Consider the following 13052-nt stretch of genomic DNA (forward strand, 5'->3'; position numbering starts at 1 on the left):
GCGGCGGTCGCGGGCACGCGCTGACGTGCGACCACTGCGACGACGCGGCGATCGAGAAGGTGTTCGCGCAGGTCGCCGACGACCAGGAGGGCCGGCTCGACCTGCTGGTCAACAACGTGTGGGCCGGTCCACGCGGATTCGGCGGGTTCGACACCCCGTTCTGGAAACGACCGCTCGACGACTGGGACAGCCTGATCGGGCTCGGATTGCGCGCGCACTACGTCGCATCGGTCGCCGCGGCCCGCATGATGGTGCCGCGACGCACCGGCCTGATCGTCAACATCTCGTCGTTCGGCACCCGCAGCCGCCTGCATTCGGTGCTGTACGGGATCTCCAAGGCCGGCCTCGACAAGATGGCCTTCGACATGGCCGACGAACTGCGCGAACACGATGTGCACGCGGTGTCGCTGTGGCCGGGCATCGTGCGCACCGAGAAGATCGTCGCGAGCGGCCTCACCGACATCGCGGGGTTCCCGGTCGCGGACGCCGAGTCGCCCGAGTTCGTCGGCTCCGTCGTCGCGGCGCTGACCGACGACCCCGAACTCGCCGAGCGCAGCGGGCACACCTTCGTCACCGCCGAACTCGCCCGCGACTACGACCTGACCGACCTCGACGGCCGCCGGCCGCCGTCGCACCGCAGCGTGTTCGGGGGCGGCCCGCTGTTCTGATCGGCCCGCCTTCTCCCGAGCGAGCGGTACATCCGGTCGGTCTGAGGAGACGGGCGGTACATTCGCTCGGATCAGGGGCCGGCGGGGCGGCGTCAGCCGGTCACGAGCGCCAGCGCGAAACCGTCCCACCCCTTGCTGCCGACCGTCTGCAGGGCGGTCCCGTCGAGCCGCGGTTCGGCGGCGATGAGTTCGAGCACCTCACGGCTCGCCCGCACGCGCTCGTCGTCGAGTTCGGCGTTCGTGATCGATCCGCCGCGCACCACGTTGTCGACGACGATGACGGTGCCCGGGCGCGACAGTTCCAGAGCCGCACGCACGTAGCGCGGGTTGTTCTCCTTGTCGGCGTCGATGAACACCAGGTCGAACGGGGCCTCGGACCCGAGGTCCGGCAGTGAATCCAGCGCGGCACCGACCCGGATATCGACGATGTCACCGACCCCGGCGCGGTCCAGATTCCCCCGCGCCACCTCGGCGTGGTGCGGTTCGTATTCGAGGGTGACAACGCGGCCTGCCTCGCCGACGGCGCGCGCGAACCAGATGGTGCTGTACCCACCGAGCGTGCCGATCTCGAGGATCTTCCGTGCGCCGATCGCCCGGGCGAGCAGGTGCAGGAACTTGCCCTGCGGCGCCGACACGTCGATCGGCGGCAGTCCCTGGTCGGCGTTCGTGGCGAGGGCCCTGTCGAGCGCGTCGTCCGGGCCGATGAGGGTGTCGGTGAGATATGCGTCGGTCGTCTGCCACGTCGGATCGTCGGTCATGACCCGAGTCTGCCCTGCCCGCCGAGCGAACGGTACGTTCCGCTCCTTCAGCCGAGCGAACGGTACGTTCGCTCGGCTGAAGGCGAGAGCCGAAGGAGAGGGATCAGCCGCGCACGGCCGCGAGGATCTCCTGCAGCGCCGACTCGACCGGCACTTCGCGGGATTCGCCGGTGAAGCGGTCACGCAGCTCGACGTTGCCTTCGGCCCATCCGCGTCCGACGACGACGACGAGCGGCACACCCAGCAGTTCGGAGTCCTTGAACTTCACACCCGGCGACGCCTTGCGGTCGTCGAGCAGAACCTCGACGCCCGCCTTGTCGAGATCGGCGGACAGGCCCTCGGCGCCCTCGCGGGCCGCGTCGTCCTTGTTCGCGATGACCAGGTGCACCCCGAACGGCGCGACCTCGGCAGGCCAGCGCAGGCCCTTGTCGTCGTGCTGCTGTTCGGCGATCACCGCGACCAGGCGGGAGACGCCGACGCCGTACGAGCCCATGGTGGGGCGCACCGGCTTGCCGTTCTCGCCGAGGACGTCGACCGCGAACGCGTCGGTGTACTTGCGGCCGAGCTGGAAGACGTGGCCGATTTCGATGCCGCGCGCCGAGACGAGCGGGCCGGCGCCGTCCGGCGACGGGTCCCCGTCGCGGACCTCTGCAGCCTCGATGGTGCCGTCGGGGGTGAAGTCGCGGCCGGCGACGAGCCCGAAGACGTGCTTTCCTTCTTCGTCGGCGCCGGTGATCCAGCTCGTGCCGTCCACCACGCGCGGGTCGACGAGGTAGCGAACACCGTTGTCCAGCAACGCCTTCGGGCCGATGTAGCCCTTGACGAGGAAGGGGTTGGCGGTGAAGTCGGACTCGCCGAGCAACTCGACCTCGGCGGGTTCGAGCGAGGCTTCCAGGCGCTTGTCGTCGACCTCCCGGTCGCCGGGGATGCCGATGCCGAGCAGTTCCCAATCGCCGCCCGGCTGCCGGACCTTCACGAGGATGTTCTTGAGGGTCTCGGCCGCGGTGACCTCACGCCCGAGGACTTGCGAGGCGGAGGCGACGAGGGATTCGATCGTCGGGGTGTCCGGGGTGTCGTGCACCACGGCGTCGGGCAGGCCGTCGAACGGGATCGGCTCCGGCGCGAGCGTCTTCACCGCCTCGACGTTCGCGGCGTAGCCGGATTCGAGGCAGCGCACGTAGGTGTCCTCACCGGCGTCGGACTCGGCGAGGAACTCTTCCGACGCGCTGCCGCCCATCGCCCCGGACGTCGCGGAGACGATCACGTACTTCACACCGAGCCGCGCGAAGATCCGCTCGTAGGCGTCGCGGTGGGCCTGGTAGGACCGGGTCAGCCCCTCGTCGGTGAGGTCGAAGCTGTAGGAGTCCTTCATGACGAATTCGCGGCCGCGCAGGATGCCGGCGCGGGGTCGTTCCTCGTCGCGGTACTTCGTCTGGATCTGGTACAGGGTGACCGGGAAGTCCTTGTAGGAGTTGTATTCGCCCTTGACGGTGAGCGCGAACATCTCCTCGTGGGTGGGTCCGAGCAGGTAGTCGCCGCCCTTGCGGTCCTGCAGCCGGAACAGGCCGTCGCCGTACTCGGTCCACCGGTTGGTGGTCTCGTAGGGATCGCGCGGCAGCAGCGCCGGCAGCGAGATCTCCTGCGCGCCGATGGCGTTCATCTCCTCGCGCACGACGCGCTCGACCTGCCGCAGCACCTTCAGGCCCAGCGGCAGCCACGAGTAGACGCCCGGCGCGATGCGCCGCACGTAGCCTGCGCGAACGAGCAGTTTGTGGCTGGCGACCTCGGCATCGGCCGGGTCGTCGCGGAGCGTGCGGAGAAACAGATGCGACATGCGGGTGATCACGGAGTGGCAGCCTACCCGCAGGCCCGGAACCGGCCTCGGTACGGTTACCGGTTGTGCTGGTGCTTCTGCCTCCTTCCGAAACCAAGTCCGACGGCGGCAACGGCGCGCCCCTCGATCTGGGCGAGCTGTCGATGCCTCAGCTCACCGACACGCGCGAGATGCTCGTCCAGGCGCTGGTGGATCTGGCCGCCGACAGCGAAGCGTCGATGCGGGCCCTCGGTCTCGGCGCCACCCAGGCCGACGAGATCGAACGCAACGCCAAGCTGTGGGTCTCGGCGACCCGGCCCGCGCTCGAGCGATACACCGGGGTGCTGTTCGATGCGCTCGACGCGTCGTCGTTCACCCGGGTGCAGCGCGAGAAGGCATACCGACGGCTCGCGATGGGGTCGGCGCTGTTCGGTGCGGTGCGCGCGGGCGATCCCATTCCCGCCTACCGGCTCTCGGGCGGCTCCAAGCTGCCGGGCTTCGGCACCCTTCAGGCGCTGTGGAAACCGGAACTGACCGACGCGCTGGTGGCCGAGGCCGCCGGCGATCTCGTCGTCGACCTGCGGTCGGGGGTCTACCAGCAGCTCGGTCCGGTGCCCGGCGCGGTGACCGCGACCGTGCTCACCGAACAGCCCGACGGCACCCGCAAGGTCGTGAGCCACTTCAACAAGCACCACAAGGGTCTGCTGGCCCGGGCGCTGGTACTCACCCGCGCGGAACCGTCCGACGTCAGGTCCGTGGCGCGGGTGGCCGCGAAAGCCGGTCTGCGGGTCGAGGTCGCGTCGCCCACCGAGCTGATCGTGCTGACCTGAGTTTTCCGCCGAAACCGCTGGTCCTGCCGTATAGTTCTGGTCTCGACGGCCGACCCGGGAGCGCCCATGGGGAAGAAGTCCAAGGGAAGCAAGGCAGGGCACGAGGCGGGGACCGATTCCCGCACCCACACGGGTGAACTGCGCCCACCGCCGACCGGTGGCGCTCCCGACCTACCGCCGATGAAGAACAAGGAGTACCGGCAGCACCTGAAGTCGCTGCACGCCGAACTCGTCGCGATGCAGGAATGGGTCAGATCAACCGGTGCGAAGGTGTGCATCCTGTTCGAGGGCCGGGACACCGCGGGGAAAGGCGGTGTCATCAAGGCGATCACGGAACGCGTGAGCCCCCGCGTCTTCCGCGTCGTGGCGCTGCCCGCCCCGACCGAGCGGGAGAAGTCGCAGATGTACTTCCAGCGGTACATGCCGCACCTGCCCGCGGCGGGTGAGGTCGTCATCTTCGACCGCAGCTGGTACAACCGCGCCGGCGTCGAGCCCGTCCTGGGGTTCTGCACCCAGGAGCAGACCGACCAGTTCCTGCAGCTCGTCCCGGCGGTCGAACGCGCGATCCAGCAGTCCGGGATCATCCTGATCAAGTACTGGCTCGAGGTGAGCCAGGAGCAGCAGACGTTGCGGCTGCAGAGCCGCATCGACGATCCGCGCAAGATCTGGAAGCTGTCGCCGATGGACCTCGAGTCGTACAGCCGCTGGTACGACTACTCGCGGGCCCGCGACGAGATGTTCCGGCTCACGCACACCGGATGGTCGCCGTGGCACGTCGCGATCAACGACGACAAGAAACGCGGCCGGCTCAACATCATCAGCCACCTGCTCAGCCGGGTGCCCTACGAGCCGCTGGAGCTTCCCGCCGTCACGCTGCCCGAACGACAGAAACCGGGCGGTTATCGCGATCCCGGCGTGGTCGTCGACTGGATTCCCACACCCTACTGACGATGCGCCGCACCGGAACGAGGAGGTCCGCGAGCATGCTCGGTCAAAGATCCGTATCCGGTGACACCCGGGCCCCCGACTCCCCCGACGACGCGCGCGCGTGGCACGCCCTGAGCCCCGCGGACGTGGTGGCGGCGCTGTCGACCGACGAGTCGTCCGGGCTGACCAGCGCCGCCGTGGAGGAGCGTCGCGCCCGCTACGGCGCCAACGTCATCGCCTCCGAACCCCCACCGTCGATCTGGGCTGTCGCGCTTCTCCAGCTCACCGATCCGATGAATGTGATGCTGGTGGCGGTCGTCGTCGTCAGCGTGGTCATCGGCCAGATTCCCGTGGCGCTCACGGTCGCCGGCCTGGTGGTGCTCAACGTCGTGCTGGGGACCCGCCAGGAGTTGAAGGCCCGGGCCAGCGTGGATGCGCTGGCGAAGATGCAGGTGCCGCAGGCCCGGGTGACCCGCAACGGCACCCTGGCCGCGATCCCCTCCACCGAGCTCGTACCGGGCGACATCGTCAACCTGGAGGCCGGCGATCTGGTGCCGGCGGACGGACGGATCCTCGTCTCCGCCACGCTCGAGACCCAGGAAGCGGCGCTGACCGGGGAGAGTGCTCCCGTCGCGAAGGATGTGACGACCCTCGACTCCCCCGACGTGACGCTCGGCGACCGCAGCAACATGCTGTTCCAGAACACCTCGGTCACCCGCGGCACCGCGACGATGGTGGTGACCGAGACGGGGATGCAGACCCAGATGGGTCGCATCGCGTCGATGCTGTCGGCGGTGGCTCCGAAGAAGTCCCCGCTGCAGCGCGAACTGGGTTCGCTGACCAAGGTGCTGGGCATCGTCGCCTGGGGTGCGGTCGCGGTCATCGTGGTGATCGGGCTGCTGCGCGGCCAAAGCGTCACCACGGTTCTGCTGCTGGGCATCTCGATGGCCATCTCGGCCATCCCGACAGGCCTGCCGACGTTCGTGCAGTCGATGCTGTCGTACGGCGCCAAGCAACTGGCCGACGCAAAGGCCGTCGTCAAGAACCTCAACGACGTCGAGACGCTCGGCGCGACCAGCGCGATCAACTCCGACAAGACCGGCACCCTCACCATGAACCAGATGACGGTCCGGTCGCTGTACTTCCACGGGCGCTGGTTCACCGTCGAGGGCGAGGGCTACGCCAAGACAGGTGCGGTGCGGCACGTCGCCGGTGCGGAGGTTCCCGACTTCACGCGGCTGGCGTACGGGCTGTGCCTCGACAGCGACGCCACCGTGTCCGACAGCGGAGTCGTCGTCGGTGATCCCACCGAGGCGGCGCTGGTGGTGCTGGCCGCGAAGCTCGGCGTCGACGCGGAGGAGACCCGGCGCGCCTACCCGCGCGTCGCGGAGGTGCCGTTCGATTCGGCGTACAAGTTCATGGCGACCTTCCACCGGCTGCCGCTGGACGGCGGCGACACGTTCGTCGAACTGGTCAAGGGCGGGCCGGACGTGGTGCTGGCACGCTGCTCGACGGCGTTCACCGAGACCGGGCCGGAACCGATGGACGTGATGCGCGACGAGATCCTCGCGGCCAACCGCAGCATGTCGGAGAAGGGGCTGCGGGTGCTGGCGTTCGCGGCGCGCCTGCTGCCGGGCCGGGAGAGCGAGGTGATCGCCGATCCGATGTCGTTCGTCGAGGACCTGACGTTCGTCGGCATGGTGGGCATCATCGATCCGCTGCGGCCCGAGGCCGTGGAGGCCGTGCGCACCGCGCACGCCGCGGGCATCGAGGTGCGCATGATCACCGGCGACCATGCGATCACCGCGTCCGCGATCGGTGCCGAACTCGGCCTCGGTCCGGGCGCGATCAGCGGTCCGGAACTGCAGGCGCTGTCCGACGACGAACTGGCCGCGGCGCTGCCGAACCTTCACGTCTTCGGCCGGGTCACCCCGCAGGACAAGCTGCGCCTGGCCGAACTCATGCAGCGTGGCGGCGCGATCGTCGCGATGACCGGCGACGCCGTCAACGACGCGGCAGCCCTCAAGCAGGCCGACGTGGGTGTCGCGATGGGGTCGGGCAGCGAGGTCACGAAGCAGGCCGGGAACATGATCCTCACCGACGACAACTTCGGGACGCTGGTGACCGCGATCAGCCTCGGGCGCAGCATCTACGACAAGATCGTCGCGTTCATCCGCTGCCAGATGGCGAAACTGTTCTCGCTGATCCTGTTGTTCCTGGTCGCGAGCGTGTTCGATATCAACGACGGTGTCGCGCTCACGCCGCTGATGGTGCTGTTCCAGAACTTCTTCATCACCCTGTTCCCGGTCATCGTGATCATGCACGACCCCGCACCGCCGAACCTGATGAACAAGCCACCGCGCGACCCGGCCGTGCCGATCACCAATCCGCTCGCCGTGTGGCAGTGGGTCTTCTACGGCGCCGTCGAGTTCGCGGTCGCGCTGGCCGCGCTGTTGCTGGCGCCCGGTGAGATGAGTTCGACCGTCGCGAACGTGCCCATGACGATGGCGTTCGTGGTCATGTCGTTCGGGTCGATCCTCGGTGGGCTGGTGATGCGGCGTGATCCGGACACGGGCCTGGCAGCGCCCATTCTGGGAGCCGTGAAGATCCTGGCGATCCCGACGGTCATCACCGTGCTCGCCGTCGAACTCGACTTCCTGCAGCGGCTGCTGATGACGACCTCGCTGACCGGTGGCCAGTGGCTCGCGTGCATCGGACTGTCGGTCGTCGTGCCGATCGTGATCGAGGCCGAGAAGGCAATCCGACGCCGCCGCGCCACGGGCCCGCAGGCGCCGATCCCGGCCTCCACCGCGGTGGAGCCGCAGCGGGCCCGCGTGGCGTGACGGCGGCCCGCCTCAGGCGTTCTGGGCGGCCTTCTCGGCTTCCTGTGCCTGCGCGACCTGCTGCGGGCTGAACCGGATGAACAGCGCGGCGATACCGGTGATCACCGCGCACACGGCGCAGCCGACCAGGGCGAACATGTAGCCGGCGCCCTGCGCGGACAGCTGCGCCTCGGTCATGTCGGCGACCGCACCGGACGTCCCGCCCAGCGACATGGTCCGCGACGTGGCCATCGCCCCGATCACGGCCAAGCCGATCGGACCGCCGAGGGTCTGCGCGACCTGGGCGATCGCCGACAGCGGCCCGATCTCGTGGGTACCGACCCCGGCGATCGCGCACAGCGGCAGCGGCACGGACGCCAGTCCGACGCCGAACCCGACGACGAGCACCAGCACGAACAGGGTCGGCAGGTACTGCACCGTCTCGTCCATGGTCGAGCCGAACAGCAGGCTCACACTCATGATCAGCGCGCCCGCGACCACCAGCCAGCGCGGCTGCACCCGGACGACGAGCTTCGAGGCGACCGCTGCGGCACCGCCGAGACCGAACGCGAACGGCACGAACGCCAGACCCGCCTGCAGCGGGGTGTAACCGAGGATGTCCTGCACGAACAGCGCCACGAACGCGGCCAGCGAGAACATCACCGACCCCGCGAAGAAGATCGCCACGAAAGTGGCGACCCGGTCACGGTCACGGAACAGCACGAACGGCAGCAGCGGGTTCTCGGCGCGCCGCTCCACGAGCAGGAACAGCCCGAGGACCACGACACCACCGATGAGCGCCCCGATCACGACCGGGCTGCCCCAGCCCATCTCGGGTCCCTCGCTCAGACCGAACACCACACCGGTGCAGCCGAGGGTTGCCAGCACCGCGCCGGGCACGTCGAGCGCGAGGCGCTCGGTCGCGGTTTCCCGCAGCACCAGGGTCGCGGCGACGGCGATGAGCACACCGATGGGAACGTTGATGAGGAAGATCCAGCGCCAGGACACCTGTGTGAGCGCGCCGCCGAGGATCAGTCCGGCGATCGAGCCGACGCCGGTCATCGCCGCGAACACCGCGATTGCGCGGTTGCGGGCGGGGCCCGGCGCGAACGTCGTCGCGACCAGGGCGAGCGCGGTCGGCGACGCGACTGCGGCGCCGACGCCCTGCAACGCGCGGGCCGCGATGAGCATGGCCTCGCCGGTCGCGAGGCCACACAGCAACGACGCGAGGGTGAACAGGCCGACCCCGGCGACGAACATGCGTTTGCGGCCGAAGCTGTCGCCCAGCCGGCCACCGAGCAGCATCAGACCACCGAACGCCAGCGCGTACGAGGTGAGCACCCAGTTACGGCCGGCGTCGGACAGTCCCAGGTCGGCCTGCAGCGGCGCGAGCGCCAGGTTCGCGACCGTGCCGTCGAGCACGACCATCAACTGCAGCCCGCTCAGGACGAGCATGGCCGCGCCGAGAGCCCGGGCGGTCGCGGAACGGGCGGCGTTCGAGGGGTCCGGCACGGCGTCGACGTTACCCAGCATCCGATTCACTCGGAATCCGCGGTGAGACCGGCGACCGGTCCGATCACGATGATCGCGGGCGGCCGGATCTGCTCGTCGCGCACTCGCGCCGCGACGGTCTGCAGCTCGGCGCGCAGAACGCGCTGGGTACGGCGCGTGCCTTCCTGCACGACGACGACCGGTGTGTCCGCGGGACGGCCCCCGGCGAGCAGGGCGTCGGCGAACTGCTGGATACGTTCGACCGCCATGAGCAGCACCAGCGTGCCGCGCAGCTTCGCAAGTGCCGACCAATCGGTCAGCGAGTCCGGATGGTCGGGGGCGACATGTCCGCTGACCACCACGAATTCGTGCGTGACCCCGCGATGGGTGACGGGAACGCCGGCCGCCGACGGCACCGCGATCGCGCTGGTGATACCGGGAACGACCGTGACCGGGACGCCCGCGGCGGCACAGGCCTGCAGTTCCTCGAAGCCGCGGCCGAAGACGTACGGGTCGCCGCCCTTGAGGCGCACGACGAACTTGCCGGCCTTGGCCCGGTCGATCAGGGTTTCGTTGATGGCCTGCTGCGCCATCGCCCGGCCGTAGGGCAGCTTCGACGCGTCGATGACCTCGACGTGCGGGCCGAGTTCGTCGAGCAGTTCCTGCGGGGCCAGGTGGTCGGCGACGACCACGTCGGCGCGACCGAGCAGGCGGCGACCGCGCACGGTGATCAGATCCGGGTCGCCCGGGCCGCCGCCGACGAGCGCGACCCCGACCGGGGCCGGCGCGGTGTCGGCGACAGCGGCGCCCCCGGCGAGGGATTCCCGGATCGAGGTGCGCACCGCCGCGGACCGGCGGTGGTCGCCGCCGGCGAGGACACCGATCGACAGACCGTCGTAGGTCGCGGTGGCCGGGGTGACGGCGCTGCCGCGGCGGGCGTTGTCGGCGCGCACGCAGAAGATGCGGTTGCGTTCGGCTTCGGCGACGACCGCCGCGTTCGTCTCCGGCTCGTTCGTGCAGGCCATGGCGTACCAGGCGCCCTCGAGATCACCGTCGCGGTAGTCGCGCAGTTCCAGGGTGATGTGGCCCTTGGTGGCCATGCTCTCGACGGCGGGCGTCGCCTCACGGGTGACGACGTGCACCGCGGCACCCGATGCGACGAGCAGTCCGAGCCGCCGCTGGGCGACAGAACCTCCGCCGACCACGACGACCCGGCGACCGGACAGATTCAGGCCGACGAGGTAGCTGGACTCGTCTGCCCCGTTGGTGGACGACTCGTCTGCAGGATTGGTAGGCACCGGGTTCCCCACTTCTGGTTGGCCTCGTGACACAGGCCGGTCCGCGGCGTGCGGACCGGCCTGTGACGGGGTCGGGTCGTGACGGTCGGATCAGACCGACGCGGGCTCGATCGGGGCGGTGGTCTCCGCCACGGAGGTGACGTCGAGCTGCAGCGACTTGGTGCTCCACTGCCACACCTTGTCGAACAGCGCCTGATCGTCGGACAGCTTCGTGCCGAGGGACGGCACCATCTCGTGAAGCTTGCCCTGCCAGCCGGTCCACTGCTTCGGGAAGCAGCGTTCGAGAACGTCGAGCATCGCGGGCACGGCGGTCGAGGCGCCCGGGGAGGCACCGAGCAGACCGGCGATGGTGCCGTCATCGGCGCTGACCACGGCGGTGCCGAACTCGAGGACACCGCCGATGCCCTTGCGCCGGATGACCTGGACGCGCTGACCGGCGACGATCAGCTCCCAGTCCTCGAGCTTGGCGTTGGGCGCGAACTCGGAGAGGGTGACGATCCGGTCGCGGGGCGACTGGGTGAGCTCGCCGACCAGGTACTTGACCAGGCCGAGTTCGGTGGCGCCGACGCCGAGCATCGACATGATGTTGTTGGGCTTGACCGACTTCGGCAGGTCCAGGACGCCGCCCTGCTTGAGGAACTTCGGCGACCAGCCGGCGTAGGGGCCGAACAGCAGGCCCTGCTTGCCGCCGATGACGCGGGTGTCGAGGTGCGGAACCGACATCGGGGGCGCACCCACGGCGGCCTTGCCGTACACCTTCGCGCTGTGCTGCGCGATGACGTCGGGGTTGGTGCAGCGCAGGAACGCACCGGAGACGGGGAAGCCGCCGAAGCCCTTGGCTTCGCTGATCCCCGACTTCTGCAGCAGGTGCAGGGCACCGCCGCCGGCGCCGACGAAGACGAACTTGGCGTTGACCTTGCGGCTCTCGCCCGTCCGGCGGTTGCGGACCTTGACGATCCAGCTGCCGTCGGACTGCTTCGACAGGTTGGTCACCTCGTGACCGAAGAACACCGTGCCCCCGGAGGCGGCGACGTTGTTGATGAGCTGCTTGGTGAGGGCACCGAAGTCGACGTCCGTACCGGTCGAGGTCCAGTTGAGGGCCACCGGGTCGGAGAAGTCACGGCCCGCGGCCATGAGCGGGAGACGCTCGGAGAACAGCTCGGGACTCTCGGAGTACTCCATGCCCGCGAACAGCGGGTGGCCGGCCAGCGCGTCGTAGCGGGCGCGCAGGTACTTCACGTCGGCGGCGCCGTGCACGAAGCTGACGTGCGGAATCGGGTTGATGAAGTCCTTGGGGTCGGACAGGATCCCGTTGTCGACGGCGTAGGCCCAGAACTGGCGCGAGACCTGGAACTGCTCGTTGACGTTGATCGCCTTGGTGATGTCGACGGTGCCGTCGGCCTTGGCCGGGGTGTAGTTCAGCTCACACAGCGCGGAGTGGCCGGTACCGGCGTTGTTCCAGGGGTCGCTGCTCTCCGCGGCAGCGGCGTCGAGCCGCTCGAAAGCGGTGATCGACCAGTCGGGCTGCAACTGGCGGAGCAGCGCACCGAGGGTAGCGCTCATGATGCCCGCGCCGATGAGCACTACATCGGTCTTCGCCTCTAACACGTTGTCTGACACTGGAGGATCGACTTCCTTGTCTGTTCGCACGCGCCGCAGAATCCGCAGGGATCGCGTCGCGAGGGTGTCCCGTGCACGTCCGTGGTCCCGCTCCACTTCCGTTCGATCACGAACCGGATCTGGGAACCACCACAGCCGCGCCGACTGCGACGAATAGGTTACCCGCACGTCGCTCGGCGTTTCCTTCCCCCCAATTGTGCCCCGACCACGATCCGGCATGAACACCAATACAGTGTGATAGTGACTACTTGGCAGCCCGACATCCTCGGTGACGGCTATCAGCAGCTCGTTCTCCCCCTCGGCACCGATCCCGACGGGGAAGGTGAAATCAGCGCGACCCTGGTCCGCTATCAGCCCGCCGGCGACGCTCCGCGCCGCGCGGTGCTCTACGTGCACGGGTTCACCGACTACTTCTTCCAGCAGCACCTCGCTGAGCACTTCGCGGCGCAGGGGTACCGGTTCTTCGCGCTGGACCTGCGCAAATGCGGCCGTTCACGCGCCCCGGGCCACACTCCGCACTTCGTCACCGACCTCTCGTACTACGCCGCCGAGCTCGAGGAGGCGTTGCGGATCGTGCGGGCCGAGACCGGCGGGGATGTGCTGCTGGTCGCGCATTCGACGGGCGGGCTGGTGTTGCCGTTGTGGCTGGACCGGCTGAACAAGCGTCCAGGCGGTACCGCGGGCGCCGGAATCCGCGGGGTCGTCCTCAACAGCCCCTGGTTCGACCTGCAGGGACCGTCCTATCTGCGCAACGTCGGCACCCTCGCGATCGACCTCCTCGGGCGGATCCGGCCCAAGGACGTCATCCCACTGAAGAAGCTCGAC

General features: G+C 69.2%; 10 protein-coding genes. 5 read left to right on the forward strand and 5 right to left on the reverse strand.

The genetic code is table 11. The features are described 5' to 3' along the window. Positions 1-668: SDR family NAD(P)-dependent oxidoreductase (locus tag I0Q12_RS24090; RefSeq protein WP_197255442.1), on the forward strand; the 668-nt coding region annotated here is incomplete at its 5' end. A 92-nt stretch (positions 669-760) separates the two neighbouring features. On the opposite strand, the gene I0Q12_RS24095 is transcribed toward I0Q12_RS24090, so the two are convergent. Then, positions 761-1426, reverse strand: a complete 666-nt coding sequence (locus I0Q12_RS24095) for an O-methyltransferase (RefSeq protein WP_197255443.1) — start codon at positions 1424-1426, stop codon at positions 761-763. A 103-nt stretch (positions 1427-1529) separates the two neighbouring features. After that, a complete protein-coding gene (locus I0Q12_RS24100; protein ID WP_197255445.1) occupies positions 1530-3272 on the reverse strand; it encodes a proline--tRNA ligase in 1743 nt (580 codons plus the stop codon). A 53-nt stretch (positions 3273-3325) separates the two neighbouring features. On the opposite strand from I0Q12_RS24100, the gene yaaA reads away from it, so the two are divergent. The 3 genes from yaaA to I0Q12_RS24115 all read left to right on the forward strand — a co-directional run bounded on the left by yaaA (position 3326) and on the right by I0Q12_RS24115 (position 7839). After that, on the forward strand, positions 3326-4069 hold the full coding sequence (yaaA, locus tag I0Q12_RS24105) for a peroxide stress protein YaaA (RefSeq protein WP_197255447.1): 744 nt from the start codon (positions 3326-3328) through the stop codon (positions 4067-4069). Positions 4070-4135: 66 nt separating this feature from the next. Then, positions 4136-5017 (forward strand): polyphosphate kinase 2, encoded by an 882-nt coding sequence (ppk2, locus tag I0Q12_RS24110; protein ID WP_197255449.1) that lies wholly within the window; start codon positions 4136-4138, stop codon positions 5015-5017. A gap of 35 nt (positions 5018-5052) precedes the next feature. Further along, entirely contained in the window at positions 5053-7839 is a 2787-nt protein-coding gene (locus tag I0Q12_RS24115; RefSeq protein ID WP_197255452.1) for a cation-translocating P-type ATPase, read from the forward strand. A 12-nt stretch (positions 7840-7851) separates the two neighbouring features. On the opposite strand, the gene I0Q12_RS24120 is transcribed toward I0Q12_RS24115, so the two are convergent. From I0Q12_RS24120 to mqo, 3 genes are all read right to left on the reverse strand, one after another. Further along, the gene (locus I0Q12_RS24120; protein WP_231611331.1) at positions 7852-9273 is read right to left on the reverse strand and encodes an MFS transporter; all 1422 of its coding nucleotides are present in this window, start codon (positions 9271-9273) and stop codon (positions 7852-7854) included. A gap of 83 nt (positions 9274-9356) precedes the next feature. Further along, positions 9357-10607 carry a uroporphyrinogen-III C-methyltransferase gene (cobA, locus tag I0Q12_RS24125; protein WP_197255454.1) on the reverse strand — a complete coding sequence of 417 codons (1251 nt, stop codon included), beginning with the start codon at positions 10605-10607 and terminating at the stop codon, positions 9357-9359. A gap of 90 nt (positions 10608-10697) precedes the next feature. Continuing rightward, entirely contained in the window at positions 10698-12227 is a 1530-nt protein-coding gene (mqo, locus tag I0Q12_RS24130; RefSeq protein ID WP_197255456.1) for a malate dehydrogenase (quinone), read from the reverse strand. 240 nt (positions 12228-12467) lie between these two features. On the opposite strand from mqo, the gene I0Q12_RS33745 reads away from it, so the two are divergent. Continuing rightward, the coding region (locus tag I0Q12_RS33745) for an alpha/beta hydrolase (RefSeq protein ID WP_307846480.1) at positions 12468-13052 on the forward strand (585 nt) is incomplete at its 3' end.

The organism is Rhodococcus sp. CX, from assembly GCF_015865005.1.
Taxonomy (GTDB): Bacteria; Actinomycetota; Actinomycetes; order Mycobacteriales; family Mycobacteriaceae; genus Rhodococcus.

Excerpts from the sequence above, each read along its gene's own strand:
- I0Q12_RS24115 (WP_197255452.1), top strand. The coding sequence starts at position 5,053 with ATGCTCGGTCAAAGATCCGTATCCGGTGACACCCGGGCCCCCGACTCC.
- I0Q12_RS24120 (WP_231611331.1), bottom strand. The coding sequence starts at position 9,273 with ATGCTCGTCCTGAGCGGGCTGCAGTTGATGGTCGTGCTCGACGGCACG.
- I0Q12_RS24095 (WP_197255443.1), bottom strand. The coding sequence starts at position 1,426 with ATGACCGACGATCCGACGTGGCAGACGACCGACGCATATCTCACCGAC.
- ppk2 (WP_197255449.1), top strand. The coding sequence starts at position 4,136 with ATGGGGAAGAAGTCCAAGGGAAGCAAGGCAGGGCACGAGGCGGGGACC.